At 74.6% G+C, this 14,722-nt stretch carries 16 protein-coding genes; 1 reads left to right on the plus strand and 15 read right to left on the minus strand.

What is annotated here, in order from left to right; all coding sequences use genetic code 11:
- Window positions 1-36 precede the first annotated feature (36 nt).
- From ACIBK9_RS20825 to ACIBK9_RS20860, 8 genes are read right to left on the minus strand one after another with little or no spacing between them, the layout of a single operon-like run.
- Entirely contained in the window at window positions 37-1,497 is a 1,461-nt protein-coding gene (locus ACIBK9_RS20825; RefSeq protein ID WP_397160334.1) for an aldehyde dehydrogenase family protein, read from the minus strand.
- Window positions 1,494-2,591, minus strand: a complete 1,098-nt coding sequence (pcaC, locus tag ACIBK9_RS20830) for a 4-carboxymuconolactone decarboxylase (RefSeq protein WP_397161062.1) — start codon at window positions 2,589-2,591, stop codon at window positions 1,494-1,496. The genes ACIBK9_RS20825 and pcaC overlap by 4 nt, the downstream gene beginning before the upstream one ends.
- Window positions 2,592-2,593: 2 nt before the next feature.
- Entirely contained in the window at window positions 2,594-3,781 is a 1,188-nt protein-coding gene (gene pcaB, locus ACIBK9_RS20835) for a 3-carboxy-cis,cis-muconate cycloisomerase (protein WP_397160336.1), read from the minus strand.
- On the minus strand, window positions 3,768-4,292 hold the full coding sequence (gene pcaG / locus ACIBK9_RS20840; protein ID WP_358292527.1) for a protocatechuate 3,4-dioxygenase subunit alpha: 525 nt from the start codon (window positions 4,290-4,292) through the stop codon (window positions 3,768-3,770). Before pcaG ends, pcaB begins: the two co-directional genes overlap by 14 nt.
- The gene (pcaH, locus tag ACIBK9_RS20845; RefSeq protein ID WP_397160339.1) at window positions 4,289-5,041 is read right to left on the minus strand and encodes a protocatechuate 3,4-dioxygenase subunit beta; all 753 of its coding nucleotides are present in this window, start codon (window positions 5,039-5,041) and stop codon (window positions 4,289-4,291) included. The genes pcaG and pcaH overlap by 4 nt, the downstream gene beginning before the upstream one ends.
- A gap of 5 nt (window positions 5,042-5,046) precedes the next feature.
- Window positions 5,047-6,195 carry a thiolase family protein gene (locus ACIBK9_RS20850; RefSeq protein WP_397160341.1) on the minus strand — a complete coding sequence of 383 codons (1,149 nt, stop codon included), beginning with the start codon at window positions 6,193-6,195 and terminating at the stop codon, window positions 5,047-5,049.
- The gene (locus ACIBK9_RS20855) at window positions 6,192-6,821 is read right to left on the minus strand and encodes a CoA transferase subunit B (protein WP_352328076.1); all 630 of its coding nucleotides are present in this window, start codon (window positions 6,819-6,821) and stop codon (window positions 6,192-6,194) included. Before ACIBK9_RS20855 ends, ACIBK9_RS20850 begins: the two co-directional genes overlap by 4 nt.
- On the minus strand, window positions 6,818-7,573 hold the full coding sequence (locus tag ACIBK9_RS20860) for a CoA transferase subunit A (RefSeq protein ID WP_387672999.1): 756 nt from the start codon (window positions 7,571-7,573) through the stop codon (window positions 6,818-6,820). The genes ACIBK9_RS20855 and ACIBK9_RS20860 overlap by 4 nt, the downstream gene beginning before the upstream one ends.
- 141 nt (window positions 7,574-7,714) lie before the next feature.
- On the opposite strand from ACIBK9_RS20860, the gene ACIBK9_RS20865 reads away from it, so the two are divergent.
- Entirely contained in the window at window positions 7,715-9,184 is a 1,470-nt protein-coding gene (locus tag ACIBK9_RS20865; RefSeq protein ID WP_397160343.1) for an IclR family transcriptional regulator C-terminal domain-containing protein, read from the plus strand.
- Window positions 9,185-9,227: 43 nt separating this feature from the next.
- Here ACIBK9_RS20865 and ACIBK9_RS20870 read toward each other — a convergent pair whose 3' ends face one another.
- The 7 genes from ACIBK9_RS20870 to ACIBK9_RS20900 form a co-directional block, all read right to left on the minus strand.
- The gene (locus tag ACIBK9_RS20870) at window positions 9,228-10,193 is read right to left on the minus strand and encodes a helix-turn-helix domain-containing protein (RefSeq protein ID WP_387672993.1); all 966 of its coding nucleotides are present in this window, start codon (window positions 10,191-10,193) and stop codon (window positions 9,228-9,230) included.
- A 54-nt stretch (window positions 10,194-10,247) separates the two neighbouring features.
- On the minus strand, window positions 10,248-10,982 hold the full coding sequence (locus tag ACIBK9_RS20875; protein WP_397160346.1) for an SDR family NAD(P)-dependent oxidoreductase: 735 nt from the start codon (window positions 10,980-10,982) through the stop codon (window positions 10,248-10,250).
- Window positions 10,979-12,028 (minus strand): 2,3-butanediol dehydrogenase, encoded by a 1,050-nt coding sequence (locus ACIBK9_RS20880; RefSeq protein WP_397160348.1) that lies wholly within the window; start codon window positions 12,026-12,028, stop codon window positions 10,979-10,981. The genes ACIBK9_RS20875 and ACIBK9_RS20880 overlap by 4 nt, the downstream gene beginning before the upstream one ends.
- A complete protein-coding gene (locus tag ACIBK9_RS20885; RefSeq protein ID WP_397160350.1) occupies window positions 12,025-13,263 on the minus strand; it encodes an MFS transporter in 1,239 nt (412 codons plus the stop codon). The genes ACIBK9_RS20880 and ACIBK9_RS20885 overlap by 4 nt, the downstream gene beginning before the upstream one ends.
- A 36-nt stretch (window positions 13,264-13,299) precedes the next feature.
- Window positions 13,300-13,833 (minus strand): 2,4'-dihydroxyacetophenone dioxygenase family protein, encoded by a 534-nt coding sequence (locus ACIBK9_RS20890; RefSeq protein WP_352324601.1) that lies wholly within the window; start codon window positions 13,831-13,833, stop codon window positions 13,300-13,302.
- A gap of 116 nt (window positions 13,834-13,949) precedes the next feature.
- Window positions 13,950-14,201 (minus strand): hypothetical protein, encoded by a 252-nt coding sequence (locus ACIBK9_RS20895; protein ID WP_352352674.1) that lies wholly within the window; start codon window positions 14,199-14,201, stop codon window positions 13,950-13,952.
- A gap of 77 nt (window positions 14,202-14,278) precedes the next feature.
- Window positions 14,279-14,641 (minus strand): hypothetical protein, encoded by a 363-nt coding sequence (locus ACIBK9_RS20900; protein ID WP_397160353.1) that lies wholly within the window; start codon window positions 14,639-14,641, stop codon window positions 14,279-14,281.
- Window positions 14,642-14,722: the final 81 nt, after the last annotated feature.

Genomic DNA, 14,722 nt, shown 5'->3' on the forward strand with positions numbered 1-14,722 from the left:
CGCCCGGTCCGCCCCTCCCAGGGGTGGGCCGGGTGGTCAGAACGGGTAGTGGGCCTGTTCGGTCGCCAGGGTGATCCAGCGGGTGTTGCTGAACGCCTCCAGGCCCCATCGGCCGCCGAACCGGCCGTACCCGGAGGAGCCGGCCCCGCCGAACGGCGCCTGCGGCTCGTCGCCCACGGACTGGTCGTTGACGTGCACGATGCCGGTCCGCAGGCGGCGGGCCACGCGCAGGCCGTGGGTGCCGTTCTCGGTGATGATCCCGGCGGTCAGGCCGTGCTCGGTGTCGTTGGCCAGGGCCACGGCCTCGTCGTCGGTGGCGAAGGTGCCGAGCACGCACACCGGGCCGAACGCCTCGCCGTAGTACAGACGGGCGTGCTTCGGCACATCGGCCAGCACCGTGGCCGGGTGCACCGCGCCCTCGGGCTCGCCGCCACCGGCCAGCACCGTCGCGCCCTCGGCGACCGCGTCGGCGACCAGCCCGGCCACCCGGCGGGCGGCGTCCGCGCTGACCAGCGGCCCGATCACGGTCTCCGGCCGGGACGGGTCGCCGGCGGGCAGCGCGCGCACCTTGTCGGCGAACCGGCGGCCGAACTCCTCGGCCAGCGACTCGTGCACCAAAACGCGGTCGCCCGACATGCAGATCTGGCCCGCGTTCATGTAGACGCCGAACGCGGCGGCGTCGACCGCGTGGTCGAGGTCGGCGTCGTCCAGGACGATGATGGCGTTCTTGCCGCCCAGTTCCAGCAGGGCGGGCTTGAGGTGGCGGGCGGCGTGGGTGCCGATGATCCGGCCGACCTCGGTGGAGCCGGTGAAGTTGACCGCGCGGACGCGGGGGTCGGCGATGAGCGCCTCGGCGACCACGGCGGCGTCGGCCGGGTCGTTGGTGACCACGTTGAGCACGCCCGCGGGCAGCCCGGCCTCGTGCAGCAGGTCGGCGACGAACAGGCCGCACGCGATGGGGGCGTCCTCGCTGGGCTTCATGACGACGGTGTTGCCCGCGGCCAGGGCGGCGGCCACCGAGCGCACGCCGAGGATGATCGGCGCGTTCCACGGCGAGAAGGCGGCGACCACGCCGAGCGGCTCGCGCACGGCCAGGCCGAGCACGCCCTCCTCCTGCGCGGTGAGCACCTCGCCGCGCGGCGCGGTGATCGCGGCGGCGGCCTCACGCAGCATGTTCGCGGCCAGCCCGACGTTGAACAGCGCCCACGGACGGGTGCCGCCGACCTCGGCGGCCATCAGCGCCACGGCCTGCTCGCCGCGCTCCTGGAGCAGGTCGGCGGCCTTGAGGAAGATCGCCCGGCGGGCGAACGGGCTGGTGGCGGCCCAGCCGTCGAAGGCGGCCTGCGCCGCGTCCACGGCCGAGGTGACGTCCTCGACGCCCGCGGCGGCCACGGTCGCGTACACCTCGCCTGTGTAGGGGGCCAGGTCGGGGGTCGTACGGCCGCTCAGGGCGGGGACGTTCTTGCCGCCGATCAGCAGGTCACGGGTGATGGTCATGCGGGCTCCCCTGATGTCTCGGAAAGGACGCGCTGGGCGACGGCGAACGCCGCGTTGGCGGCCGGCACCCCGCAGTAGATGGCGCTCTGCAGCAGCACCTCGCCGATCTCGTCGGCCGTCAGCCCGTTGCGCACGGCGGCGCGGACGTGCATGGCCAGCTCGTCGAGGTGCCCATGGGCGACCAGCGCGGTGAGGGTGACGCAGCTCCTGGTGCGCCGGTCGAGGCCGGGCCTGGTCCAGATCTCCCCCCAGGCGTAGCGCGTGATGAGGTCCTGGAAGTCCCTGGTGAAGGCGGTGGTGCGGGCGACGGCCCGGTCGACGTGGGCGTCCCCGAGCACTTCCCGGCGCACCCGCATGCCGGGGGCGGCGGGCAGGTGGGCGAGCAGCGCGGCGGTGACCCGTTCGGGCTGGTCGACGCCGGCCAGGTGGGCCGCTCCCGGCACCTCCACGAGCGTCGCGCCGGGGATGCCGTCGGCCAGCTCCCTGGCGTGCGCGGGCGGCGTGGCCGGGTCGTCTCGGCCGCCCATGACCAGCGTCGGGACGGCGATGCCGGACAGCTCGGCGCGCAGGTCGTAGCCGGCCAGGGCGTCGCAGCAGGCGGCGTAGCCGGCGGGGTCGGCGGCGGCGAGGTCGTCGAGCAGCGCCAGGTCGCCCGGCCCGGCGAACCAGCGCTTGGCCGTGGGCTCCAGCAGCGGCGCGGTGCCCCGCTCACGGACCAGCGCGGCCCGCTCGCGCCAGCCGTCCGGCTCGCCGAAGCGGGCCGAGGAGCAGATCATCGCCAGGGACAGCAGGCGTCCGGGGTGGCGCAGGGCCAGGGTGGCGCCGATCGCGCCGCCGATGGAGATGCCGGCGTAGTGGAAGGCGTCCAGGCCCAGGTCGTCGGCCAGGTCCAGGACGAGCCCGGCCAGGCCGTCGATCGTGGACACGCCGGACGACGGGGAGCCGCCGTGTCCGGGCAGGTCGAAGCGGACCACGCGGAACCTGCGGGCCAGCGCGGCGACCTGCGGCTCCCACACCCGGGTCGAGGTGCCGACCGACGGGCCGAGGACGATCGGCTCCGCGTGTTCCGGGCCGTCCACCCGGTGCTGCAACAACGTCACTTCTCCTCCAGCGCCCGCTTGACCAGGGCGGCGGCGGCGCCGGGCGGTCCGGCGACGGTCAGGGCGGCGCGCATGCGCCCGGGATCGACCCGCAGGCCGGCGACCAGTTCCGCGGCGTCGCGGGCGGCGCCGGCGACCAGGCGCAGCGCCTCGCGCAGCGGCTGCCATTCGGCGTGCCAGGCGCCGGGCGGGCGCTCGTCCTCGGCGGCGAGCGAGGCGTACAGGACGGCGGCCAGGGCGGGCACCTGGCGGGCCGCCGCGGCGATCATCGTGGCCCGCACGGGGTTGTGCTTGTGCGACATCGACGACGAGCCGCCGCCGACGCCCTCGGACACCTCGCCGATCTCGGTCCGCGACATCACCAGCACGTCGGCGGCCGGCTTGCCCAGCGCGCCCGCGGTGAACGCCAGCGCCCCGGCCAGGTCGGCGACGGGGGTGCGCAGCACGTGCCAGGGCAGCGTGGGCGCGGCCAGCCCCAGCTCGGCGGCGAACCGGCCGGCCACCTCCAGCGCCCCTGCACCTCCGTCGTCCGGGTCAGGGGCGGTGAACCGGTCGAGGGTGCCGGCGGGGCCGCCGAGCTGGGCGGGCAGGGCCTCGCGGGCGGCTCGGAGGCGGTCGCGGGCGTCGAGCGCCAGCTTCCGCCAGCCCGCCGCCTTGAGCCCGAACGTGGTGGGCACGGCCTGCTGGGTGAGCGTGCGGGCGGCCATGACGGTGTCGCGATGGTCCCACGCCAGCGTGGCCAGCCCGGCGGCCACCCGGTCGAGGTCGTCCAGGACCGGCCCGAGCGCCCGGCGGGCGACCAGCATGAGCGCGGTGTCGAGGATGTCCTGGCTGGTCGCGCCCGCGTGCACGTGCTCCGCGTACGGCCCGGCGGCCGCGCGCAGGTCGTCCACCAGCGGGATGACCGGATTGCCGCCCGAACGGGCCCGCGCGGCCAGGCCGGCCGGGTCGAACAGCTCGGCGCGGGCCGCGGCGGTCACGGCGTCGGCCGCCTCCCGCGGCGCGCGCCCGAGCGCGGCCAGCACCCGGGTGAGCGCGGCCTCCGCGTCGAGCATGGCCTGCAGGACCGCCACGTCGCCGGTCGCCTCGGCCCCGCCGCGCATGGGCGCGAGCAGCCCGAAGTCGCCCAGGGCGCCCACGGAGGACGCGCCCGGGTTCCCGCCGCCGGGGTCAGCCGAAGTCAAGGAAGACCGTCTCCTTCTCGCCCTGAAGATGGATGTCGAAGCGGTGGACGCCCTCCCGCTCCTCGACCGCGACCAGCGTGCGCGCCCGGTCGGGCGGGAGCGAGTCGAGGAAGGCGTCGGGCCGCAGGTAGATGCGGGTGAACAGGTGGTGGAGCAGGCCGCGGGCGAACACGCACACGCTGATGTACCCGTTGCCCGGCTCGACCGTGCGCAGCGTCCAGTGGCCGTCGGCGTCGGTGGGGACGCGGCCGAACCCGGTGAAGTCGACGCCGTGCCGGCCGATGACCGCGCCGTTGACCGGGTCGCGGCGCAGCGAGCCGGGCGCGCCCGACAGGTCGCCCGTGGGGTCGGCCTGCCAGAACTCCAGCAGCGCGTCGGGGATCGGGTCGCCGGCGCCGTCGTAGACGCGGCCGTGCACGGTGATGCCGCCGGTGGCCAGGTCGCCGCCGCCGGGGAAGGGCAGCGCGTAGCCGTAGAACGGGCCGACCGTCTGCGAGGGGGTGGGGTTCATCGGCCTTCCTCCATCCAGGTCGCGGCGGGCCCGTCGAGCACGATGTCCCACCGGTAGCCCAGCGACCACTCGGGCTTGGACAGGTCGTGCGCGTAGGTGGAGACCAGCCGCTGCCGGGCGCCGTCGTCGGTGACCGACTGCAGGATCGGGTCGTAGGGGAACAGCGGGTCGCCGGGGAAGTACATCTGAGTCACCAGCCGCTGGGCGAAGGCCGTGCCGAACAGCGAGAAGTGGATGTGCGCGGGCCGCCAGGCGTTGACGTGGTTGCGCCAGGGGTAGGGGCCGGGCTTGATCGTGGTGAAGTGGTAGCGGCCGTCGTCGTCGGTCAGGCAGCGGCCGACGCCGGAGAAGTTGGGGTCGAGCGGCGCGGGGTGGTCGTCGCGCTGGTGCAGGTAACGCCCGGCGGAGTTGGCCTGCCAGATCTCCACGAGCTGGCCGCGCACGGGCCGGCCCTGGCGGTCGAGCACCCGGCCGGTCACGGTGATCCGCTCGCCCAGCGGCTCGCCGAGGTGCTGCCGGGTCAGGTCGGAGTCGAGGGCGGTCACGTCCGTGACGCCGAACACCGGGCCGGACAGCTCGCTCGCCTCCGGGTCCTTCAGCGCGACCAGCGGCTGCTTGGGGTGGCGCAGCAGGGTGCTGCGGTAGGGGGCGTAGTCGCGCGCGGGGTGGTCGGCGGGCCGCTCGCCGCGGGACTCGCTCAGCGCGGCGATCTCGCGGTCGATGTCGGCCTGCGTGAGGGGTTCGGACATGGACGCTACCTTTCGAGTACGACGGCCAGCCCCTGGCCGACGCCGATGCAGAGGGAGGCGAGCCCGACGCCCGAGCCGGCCGCGGCCAGCCGGTGGGCCACGGCGCCGGTGACGCGGGCCCCGGAGGCGCCGAGCGGGTGGCCGATCGCGATCGCGCCGCCGTCGGGGTTGACCAGGGCGGGGTCGAGCTCGGGCAGCTCGGCCAGGCAGCCCAGCACCTGCGCGGCGAACGCCTCGTTCAGCTCGACGGTCGACAGGTCGCCGAAGCCCTTGCCGGCCTTGGCCAGCGCCTTGCGCACGGCCTCGACCGGGCCGAGCCCGAAGTAGCGCGGCTCCAGCGCGCTGACGGCGCTCGCGGTGAGGCGGGCCAGCGGCTCGCGGCCGCGCAGCCCCTCCTCGTCGGTCAGCAGCAGCGCCGCCGCGCCGTCGTTCAGCGGGGAGGAGTTGCCGGCCGTAACCGTGCCGCCGTCCCTTCTGAACACCGGCTTGAGCCGGGCCAGCGCCTCGGCCGAGGTGTCGTCGCGGATGCCCTCGTCCCTGGTCAGGCCGGCGATCGGGACGATCTCGCGGTCGAGGGCCGCCTTGGCCGCCTTCCGGTGGCTGCCCAGCGCGTACGCGTCCTGCTCCTCGCGGGTGATGCCGTGCTTGTCGGCGATCAGCTCGGCGCCCTCGCCGAGCGCGACCGTGTGCTCGGCGGGCATCCTCGGGTTGACCAGCCGCCAGCCGAGCGTCGTGGAGACCAGCTCCCCGCCGCCCGCCGGGAAGGCGCGGTCGGGCTTGGGCAGCACCCAGGGCGCGCGGGTCATCGACTCCACGCCGCCCGCGATCACCGCCGAGGCGTCGCCGACCGCGATGGCCCGGTACGCCTGGATGATCGCCTCCATGCCGGAGCCGCACAGCCGGTTGACGGTGGCGCCGGGCGTGGTGACCGGCAGCCCGGCCAGCAGCGCGGCCATGCGGGCGACGTTGCGGTTCTCCTCGCCCGCGCCGTTGGCGTTGCCCAGGAGCACCTCGTCGGCGCTCTCCTGGCCGGTCCGCTCGACCAGCGCCGCGACGACGTGCGCGGCCAGGTCGTCGGGGCGCACCTTGGCCAGCGCGCCGCCGTGGCGGCCGAACGGCGTGCGGACGGCGTCGACGATGTAGACGTCCTTCATGCGGTGACCTCCGCGTCGGTACGGTTGCGCAGCTCGTCCAGGCCCACGCCCGGCGCGCTCTCGACCAGGGCCAGCCCCTGCTCGGTGACGTCGAGGACGCCGAGGTCGGTGATGATCCGGTGCACGCATCGCCGGCCCGTCAGCGGCAGCGAGCACTCCTCGACGATCTTGGGTGAGCCGTCCTTGGCGTTGTGTTCCATGATCACGATGACCTTGCGCGCCCCGTGCACCAGGTCCATGGCCCCGCCCATGCCCTTGACCAGCTTGCCGGGGACCATCCAGTTGGCCAGGTCGCCGCGGGCCGAGACCTGCATCGCGCCGAGCACGGCCACGTCGATGTGACCCCCTCGGATCATGCCGAACGACAGCGAGGAGTCGAAGAACGACGCGCCGGGGAGCACGGTGACCGTCTCCTTGCCCGCGTTGATCAGGTCGGGGTCGACGTCGGCGGGCGCGGGGTACGGGCCGACGCCGAGGATGCCGTTCTCGGAGTGGAGGACCACGTCGACGCCCGGCGGCAGGAACGACGGGATGCGGGTGGGCAGGCCGATGCCGAGGTTGACGTAGTCGCCGTCGCGCAGCTCGGCCGCCGCCCGCGCGACCATCTGGTCACGGGTCCAGCTCATTCGGTGACCGTCCTCTTCTCGATGCCCTTGTCGGCGGCCTGCTCGGGGGTGAGCGGGAGCACGCGTTGCACGAACACGCCGGGCAGGTGGACCTCGTCGGGGTCGATGTGCTCGGCCAGCTCCTCGACCTCGGCGACGGTGACGCGCCCGGCCATGGCGGCCAGCGGGTTGAAGTTCCTGGCGGCGCGGTGGAAGACCAGGTTGCCGGACCGGTCGCCCCTGGCCGCCCGGACCAGCGCGAAGTCGGTGCGGATGCCGTGCTCCAGGACGTACTCCCGGCCGTCGAACTCGCGCACCTCCTTCGGCGGCGAGGCGACGGCGACGGTGCCGTCGGGGTGGTGGCGCAGCGGCAGGCCGCCGTCGGCGACGGGGGTGCCGACCCCGGCCGGGGTGTAGAAGGCGGGGATGCCGCTGCCGCCGGCCCGCAGCCGCTCGGCCAGGCTGCCCTGCGGGGTCAGCTCGACCTCCAGGTCACCGCCGAGGTACTGCCGGGCGAACTCCTTGTTGTCGCCGATGTAGGAGGCGGTCACGCGGGCGATGCGCCCGGCGGCCAGCAGGATGCCGAGGCCGCCGCCGTCGACGCCGCAGTTGTTGGACACGACGCCGATGCCGGTCACGCCGGTGTCGTAGAGGGCCTGGATCAGCACGTTGGGGATGCCGCTGAGCCCGAAGCCGCCGACCGCGAACGACGCGCCGTCCCGCACGCCGGCCAGCGCCTCCGCGGCCGTCGCGACCACCTTGTCTCTCCGCACGACGCTCCGTTCAGCCGAGGATGTCCGCCGAGTGCCCGCCCGAAGGTGTTCGCTCTGCGAACTTTAGTTCACTATTATGGGTTCGAGTATCTGTAACCGGGGCGTTCCTGTCAAAGCCCCCACCTGGACGAGGAGTCGCCGATGGAACCGGCCGGGACCCTGGAGCGCGGCCTGGCCGTGCTGCGCGTGCTGGCCGCCGACCCCGGGCGGCCCATGCGCGCGACCGACCTCGTCCGCGCCACCGGGCTGGCCAGGTCCACGGTCGACCGCGTGCTGGCCACGCTCGTGCACCTCGGCCACCTGCGGGCCGAGGGCCGCGACGTGCTGCTCGCGCCGCCGCTGATGGCGCTGGGCGCGGCCTACCTGGCCTGCGACGGCCTCCAGGAGAGCCTGTCACCCCTGGCCGAGCGGCTGGCCGCCGAGCTGGAGGAGTCGGTCTCGCTGGCCGTGCCCGACGGCGACGGCGTGCGCTTCGTCGGCCAGTTCACCCGGCGGCGGACGATGTCGGTGGCCTTCCGGGTGGGCGACCTGCTGCCCGCCGGGCGGTGCGCGGCCGGGCTGGCCCTGCTCGACCCCGCCGCGCCGTGGGCCGAGGACGACCAGCTCATCGAGCCGGGGCTGATCGCGGTCGCGCTGCCCGTCCGCGACCCCGGCGGCACGGCGGTCTGCGCGGTCAGCGTGGTCAGCCACACCAGCAGGCACACGGTGGCGGGGCTGCGCGAGCACGCCCTCCCCCGGTTGCGCGCGACGGTGGCGGACATGGAGGCCGTCCTGGCGGCCCAGGCCGCCCGCCCCCGGGAGCCGCGCCGCGCGCCCGCCGGGCTGGACGGTTCGCGGGCCGTCAAGGAGGAGCTGGGCATGGGCTATCTGCAGTCGCTCGCCCGCGGCCTGGCCGTGCTGGTCTCGCTCGGGTCGGCGCGCGGCGGCTGCACGCTGGCCGAGTCCGCCAGGGTGACCGGCCTGCCCCGGGCCACCGTCCGGCGCGCGGTGCAGAGCCTGCAGGGCCTCGGCTACGCCGCCGCCGTGGGCGACCGCCACGTGCTGCTGCCCAAGGTGCTCGAACTGGGCTACGCCCACCTGTCGGGGCGTACGTTCGGCGAGGTGGTCCAGCCGCACCTGGCCGACCTGGTGGCGCGCGTCCGCGAGTCGGCGTCGGTCGCGGTGCTGTCCGGCGACGACGTGCTCTACGTGGCCCGGGTGCCCACGGTCAGCATCATGAGCGTGGACATCACGGTCGGCACCCGCTTCCCGGCGTACGCCACGTCCATGGGCCGGGTGCTGCTGGCCGGGCAGCCCGCCGCGCGGGTGGCCGCCATCGAGCCGAAGCCGCTGTCCCGGCACACGATCACCTCGCCGGACGGGCTGGCCGCGGCCGTGCGGCAGGCCGCCGCCGACGGCTACGCGCTGGTGGACCAGGAGCTGGAGGAGGGCGTGCGGTCGATCGCCGTCCCCGTGCGCGGGCCGGACGGACGCGTGGTGGCGGCGGTCAACGTGGCCACGCACGCCGGCCGGGCCAGCCGCGACCACCTGCTGCGCGACGTGCTGCCCGAGCTCAGGCGGACGGCCGCGCGCATGGAGGCCGACCTCGCGCACACCGGCCGGCTCCCCTGACGGGCCTCCCGGCTGCCGGCCGGCTCCCTGGCGGGCCTTCCGGCTACCGGGTGGCCTCGGCGCGGGCCTCGCTCGGGGTCAGGCCGTACCGGGCGCGGAAGAGGCGGGCGAAGTGGGCCTGGCTGGAGAAGCCCCAGCGGTGGGCCACGTCGGCGATCGTGGTCTCCAGCGCGCGCGGCCCGGTCAGCTCGGCGTGCGCCCGGACCAGCCGCCGCTCCACGATGTGCCGGGCGGGCGTGCGGCCGGTGGACTCGAAGATGCGCGCCAGGTGCCGCACGGAGATGCCCATGACCCCGGCCACCTGCGCCGCCCCCAGGCAGGGGTCGTGCAGGTGCCGGTCGATGTAGTCCTCGGCCACGATGAGCTGCGACCGGTAGGCGTCCGGCCCGGGACGCCCGCCCGTGCGCTCCTCGGCGAGCTGCCTGAGCAGGTCGAGCACGGCCCGCTCGGCCTCGGCCGGGTCGGGCGCGGAGCGCAGGGCGGCCAGGCCGCCGATCATCGAGCGCAGCGCGGCCACGAGCACGCCCTCCCGCGCCGTCGCCCTGCCGAACACCATCGGCCCCGGCAGCCCGCCCGCCACGCACGCCTGCGCGAACAGCTCGCGCGGGACGTCCACCAGGATCTGCCGCATCGAGGAGGAGAACCCGAACAGGTACGGCCGGCGCGTGTCGTAGACGACCAGCTCGCCCGCCGTGGCGGCCAGGCAGCCGTTCTCGTGCAGGAACACCGCCTCGCCCTTGAGCAGCAGGGTCGCGAACACCGAGTCCTTCGGCGTGGACCTGACGGTCTGCGGGCTGCGCTCGATCGCGTGGGCGTTCCCGGCGATCTCGGCCAGCCGCAGCCCGGCCAGCTCGATGTTGGTCTGCCTGGCCAGCAGGCCGTGCTCGGAGTACGACGTGCACGACAGGCCCACCAGCGCCCTGCGGTTGTAGTCCTCCCAGAAATGGATGCGCTCGGCGGGTTCGACGTGCTCGGTCGTGGCCTGGGAGATCACGGAGACGGCGGACAAGGCGACCCTCCTCGCGTTCGTGCCGGTCAGGGGACACACAGCTTAGGTGAGATGTCACACAGCCAGATAGCCTCCGTCCACGGGGACGACCGCCCCGGTGACGTACGACGCGGCCGGCGAGCACAGGAACGCCACCACCGAGGCGACCTCGCGCGGCCTGCCCAGCCGCCCGCCGGGGATGCGGGCCAGCACCTGGGCCAGGGCCGGCGGGTCGTCGAGCACGCCCCGGGCCAGCGGGGTGACCACGAAGCCGGGGGCGACGGCGTTGACCCTGATGCCGTCGGCGGCGTACTCGGCCGCCAGCGACTTCGTGAGCTGGGAGACGCCGCCCTTGCTGGCGCTGTAGGCGGGCCGGTCCCGGCTGCCGGAGAAGGCGAACATGGAGGAGACGTTCACGATCGCGCCGCCGTGCTCGGCCAGCGCCGGGCGGGCGGCCTGGCAGGCGACCATGGTGGCGGTCAGGTTGACCTCGATGACGCGCTGCCAGCGGGCCAGGTCGTACTCCTCGCGGTCGTGGCTGACGCCCGCGCAGTTGACCAGCGCGTCGAGCGGGCCGCCGGCCGACAGCAGGCGGGCCAGGCCGCCCCGGTCGAGCACGTCGTGCTCCACCACCCGGACCAGCGGGTGCGCGGGCAGTTCGGCCGGGTCGGCGGGCGGCAGGCCCAGCGCGGTCACGGCGGCGCCCAGCTCGGCGAGGAGCACGGCGGTCGCCGCGCCGATGCCGGACGTGCCGCCGGTCACGAACGCGTGCCGCCCGGCGAACAGCCCTGGGGCGAGTCCGTCGGTCACCGGAGCCGCCCCCCGTCCTGAGCGGGTCGTACCAGCACCTTGACCTGGTCCTCGCCGCGCAGCAGCGCCTCGAACCCGTCGCGGACCACGTGCTCCAGCGGGATGGTCGCGGTGACGATCGCGGCCAGGTCCACGCCCTCCTGGGCGACCATGCGGATCAGCTCCGGGTAGGCGTCGCGGTAGCCGACGCTGGTCACGATCGTCTGCTCGTTGTTGACCAGGGCGAAGGCGTCGAGGGAGACCGTGCCGGTCAGCCCGAGGAACACCACCCGGCCGCCGCGTCTGGTGGCGGCCAGGCAGGCGCGCAGCGTGCCCTCCGAGCCGACGGCCTCGAAGACGACGTCCGCGCCCTCCCCGCCGACCGCCGCGGCCAGCCCGTCGCCCGTCGCCGTCTCGACGCCGAGGCGGCGGGCCAGCTCCAGGCGGGCGGGCGAGCGATCGGCGGCCACCACGCGACCCGCGCCGGCCCGCGCCGCGAAGCGGGCCACGAGCAGCCCGATCGGGCCGAGCCCGAGGACCGCGACGGTGTCCCCGGCGCGGATCCCGGCCCGCCGCACCGCGTGCAGGGCCACGGCCGCGGGCTCGAACACCGCCGCCTGCTCCAGCGGCACCGACTCGGGCAGCCGGTGCAGCATGTATGCGGGGACCGTCGCCCGTTCGGCGAGCCCGCCGTGCCCCATCAGCCCGGCGAACCCGAAATGGCGGCAGATGTTGTACTCCCCCGCCAGGCAGCGCGGGCAGTTCCCGCACCGGTAGTGCGGCTCCACCGCGACCCGGTCGCCCACGGCCAGGCCGGTCACGCCCGCGCCGAGGCCGGTGACCGTGCCGCAGAACTCGTGGCCGAGGACGATCGGCGCGCGCACGCCGGACTCCGGATGCGGCTCGCCCATGGGGATCGCGTGCGGGCCGTCGGCGTACTCGTGCAGGTCGCTGCCGCAGATCCCGCAGTACGCCACCGCGATCGCCGCCTCACCGGGGCCGGGCTCGCGCACGGGGACGTCCTCGACCCGCACGTCCTTCGCCCCGTGCCAGACCGCGGCCCTCACGCGGCCGCCCTGCGCAGCACGGCGGGGGCCGTCTCCTTCAGGGCGAAGGCGAGCCCCAACACGACCAGCGCGCCGCCGGCCGCGATGAACATCGCGGCCTGCAACCCCCACTGGTCGGACGCCCAACCGGCGACCATCGGGCCCAGGAAGCCGCCCGCCAGCTCGCCCACGCCCATGATCACGCCGAGCGCGGTGGCCAGCGCGCCGCGCGGCACGGTCTCGGCCGGGATGGTGGCCATGAACAGCGTGAAGCAGCCGAGCCCGGTGTAGGTGACGATCATGATCGCGCCGAGCAGCACGGGGCTCTCGACGTAGACCACGGCCAGCGGGCAGAACACCGCGAGCGCGGTGAAGCCGATCAGCGCGGGCTTGCGTCCCAGCCGGTCGGAGATGGCCGGGGTGGCGAAGCCCCAGAGCACCCAGGCCACGCCCAGGCACGTCATGACGCCGCTCATCGTGCCCGGCCCGAAGCCCTTCACCTGGGTCAGGTACGTCGGCGTGAAGGTGATGATGGTGACGAACCAGGTCAGGTAACAGCAGGCGATGAGCATGCAGACGACGATGTTGCGCAGCTTCAGCACCTCGCCCAGCGGCACCCGCGGCTCCTTGGCGGGCGCCGCGGCCGCCGCCCGCGGCGACCGCTCGCGGACGAACTTGGCGATCAGCAGCGCCATCACCAGGCCCGGCACGATCGTGACGTAGAAGGCGACCCGCCAGTCGTAGGTCTCGGCGATCCACACCACGACCAGCGGCGCGAGGATGCCGCCGAGCAGCCCGGCCGACGAGCCCTGCAACAGGCCCATGTTGAAGCCCCTGCGGCGTTCCCGGCTGGCCTCGACCATGAGCGACTGCGCCATCGGCAGCACGGCGCCCTCGGCCGTGCCCATCAGCGCGCGGGCGGCCAGCAGCCCGGCGAACCCGCCCATCAGCCCGGACGAGGCCGAGAACAGCGAGAACAGCACCACGGCCACGACCAGGATGGGCTTGCGCCTGCCGAGCGCGTCGGACAGGCGGCCGGCGAACATCCCGGCCAGCGCCCAGGTGAGCGCGAGCACGCCGGACAGCGTGCCCAGCTCGGCGTTGGACAGGCCGAAGTCCTGGTCCATGTACGGCGCCAGGAACGACAGCGCCTGCCGGTCGAAGAAGACGAAGCCGAAGGACAGGAAGAGGATGAGAAGGCGGTTCTCGTACCGGTCGGCGGCCCTGGTGTCCGGCGCGGCCGCGAGGTCGGTCATGACGCTCTCATTTCGGGGGATGCGACGGGGCGGCGATCAGCGGAACAGGGAGTTGACGTAGTCGGCGCCGATGCCGACCTTCTCGTAGTGCTCGCGGCACATCTTGATGTAGTCGTGCACGTCGAAGAAGCCGTCGGGGTCGCCGTTCTCGTCCAGCCAGACGAGCGGGCCCTTGACGATGAAGAACGTCTTCATCGGCTCGCCGCTGTCGTAGGCGACCAGCGTGTGGCCCTCGCCCGGGGCCTCGTAGACGAAGTCGCCCGCGGTGGCCGTCCAGGGGCGTTCCAGGTAGCCCCACTTACCGGAGATCGTGTACGCGAACACCTCGTGCGGGTGGTAGTGCCGGTTGACCAGCCCGGCCTCCTTGGCCCGCAGGATGTCGGCCCAGCTGTTGTCCTTGACGTTGATCCACAGCGGCCGGGAGCCGACGGTCTCGGTGAACGGCACGTAGTACCGGTCGTCGTCGGTGGCCACCTTGGACAGGTACACCTCGGGCAGCGCGTCCGGCCGGAAGGAGTTCTCGATCGGCCGCAGGTCCTTCCAGAACTCGCCGGTGGGGTTGTCGGGCATCTGAACGGCCCCTTTCGTGTCGTGTTCCCGGCAGTGAATCCCGGCCGGGCCGACACCGTCTTTCCCCAGGTGGACGTGGCGGCTTGCAGATTCAGGACATGCGGCCGCGCCCGCGGTCAGGCGCCGAGGTCGCGCACCACGTTGTCCAGCCGCACGGCGAGGTCGTCGAGGGCCTGCCCGTCCGTCGCGGCGCCGTCGGGGAGCTGGGCCATGACGTCCTCGCGGCTGGCTATCACCAGCCCCCGATGGGCGTCGTCGATCTCCGCGGCCCGCAGCACGACGCAGTCGCCCCGGACGAACACGAGCGTCGCGTCGGCGTGCTCCGACTCCAGCAGCCTGCGGACACAGTCACGGTCGATGAGAGACATCTCGGCTCCTCTTCCCCTCAGCGGGCGTGTACCCCCACAGAAGGACCGAAACCCCAGGTGGTCGCCCCGGCGTCGCGCTAGCCGAAGGTGGGCGGGCCGCCGTCGTCGCGGGCGCGCCGCCGCGCGAACATCACCAGGTACGCGGCGGCGGCCACCGCCAGGATCGCCGGCGGCAGCGCCAGCGGCAGGTGTCCGGCCAGCACCGCGAGCACCGCCAGCACGACCCCGGCGAGCAGCAGCAGCGCGGCGGCCAGCAGGCGCAGGCCGAGCGCGTTCGACGGCGGCGGCTTGCGCGGCCAGTGCCCCTCGCCGCCGCCGTGCACGCCGGGCACGCCGGTGTCGCTCACCACGCCTGAGGGGCTGATCTCGTCCGGGGGCGGCGGCTCGCGCAGCACCGGAGCGAAGAACTCGTCCTCGGGATCGTCGTCTCGCCGGTTCATGAGGGTGACCCCTACCCAGGATTCCGGCCGCTCCCACGAGTGAACGGCGGGGCGGCGGGAAGAGCTGTTGCTGGCGGTAGC

Source organism: Nonomuraea sp. NPDC050227, assembly GCF_044459705.1.
Lineage (GTDB): Bacteria > Actinomycetota > Actinomycetes > Streptosporangiales > Streptosporangiaceae > Nonomuraea.

Coding starts and splice junctions, on each gene's coding strand:
- ACIBK9_RS20825 (WP_397160334.1), bottom strand. CDS start 1,497: ATGACCATCACCCGTGACCTGCTGATCGGCGGCAAGAACGTCCCCGCC.
- pcaG (WP_358292527.1), bottom strand. CDS start 4,292: ATGAACCCCACCCCCTCGCAGACGGTCGGCCCGTTCTACGGCTACGCG.
- pcaH (WP_397160339.1), bottom strand. CDS start 5,041: ATGTCCGAACCCCTCACGCAGGCCGACATCGACCGCGAGATCGCCGCG.
- ACIBK9_RS20850 (WP_397160341.1), bottom strand. CDS start 6,195: ATGAAGGACGTCTACATCGTCGACGCCGTCCGCACGCCGTTCGGCCGC.
- ACIBK9_RS20855 (WP_352328076.1), bottom strand. CDS start 6,821: ATGAGCTGGACCCGTGACCAGATGGTCGCGCGGGCGGCGGCCGAGCTG.
- ACIBK9_RS20865 (WP_397160343.1), top strand. CDS start 7,715: ATGGAACCGGCCGGGACCCTGGAGCGCGGCCTGGCCGTGCTGCGCGTG.
- ACIBK9_RS20885 (WP_397160350.1), bottom strand. CDS start 13,263: ATGACCGACCTCGCGGCCGCGCCGGACACCAGGGCCGCCGACCGGTAC.
- ACIBK9_RS20890 (WP_352324601.1), bottom strand. CDS start 13,833: ATGCCCGACAACCCCACCGGCGAGTTCTGGAAGGACCTGCGGCCGATC.
- ACIBK9_RS20895 (WP_352352674.1), bottom strand. CDS start 14,201: ATGTCTCTCATCGACCGTGACTGTGTCCGCAGGCTGCTGGAGTCGGAG.
- ACIBK9_RS20900 (WP_397160353.1), bottom strand. CDS start 14,641: ATGAACCGGCGAGACGACGATCCCGAGGACGAGTTCTTCGCTCCGGTG.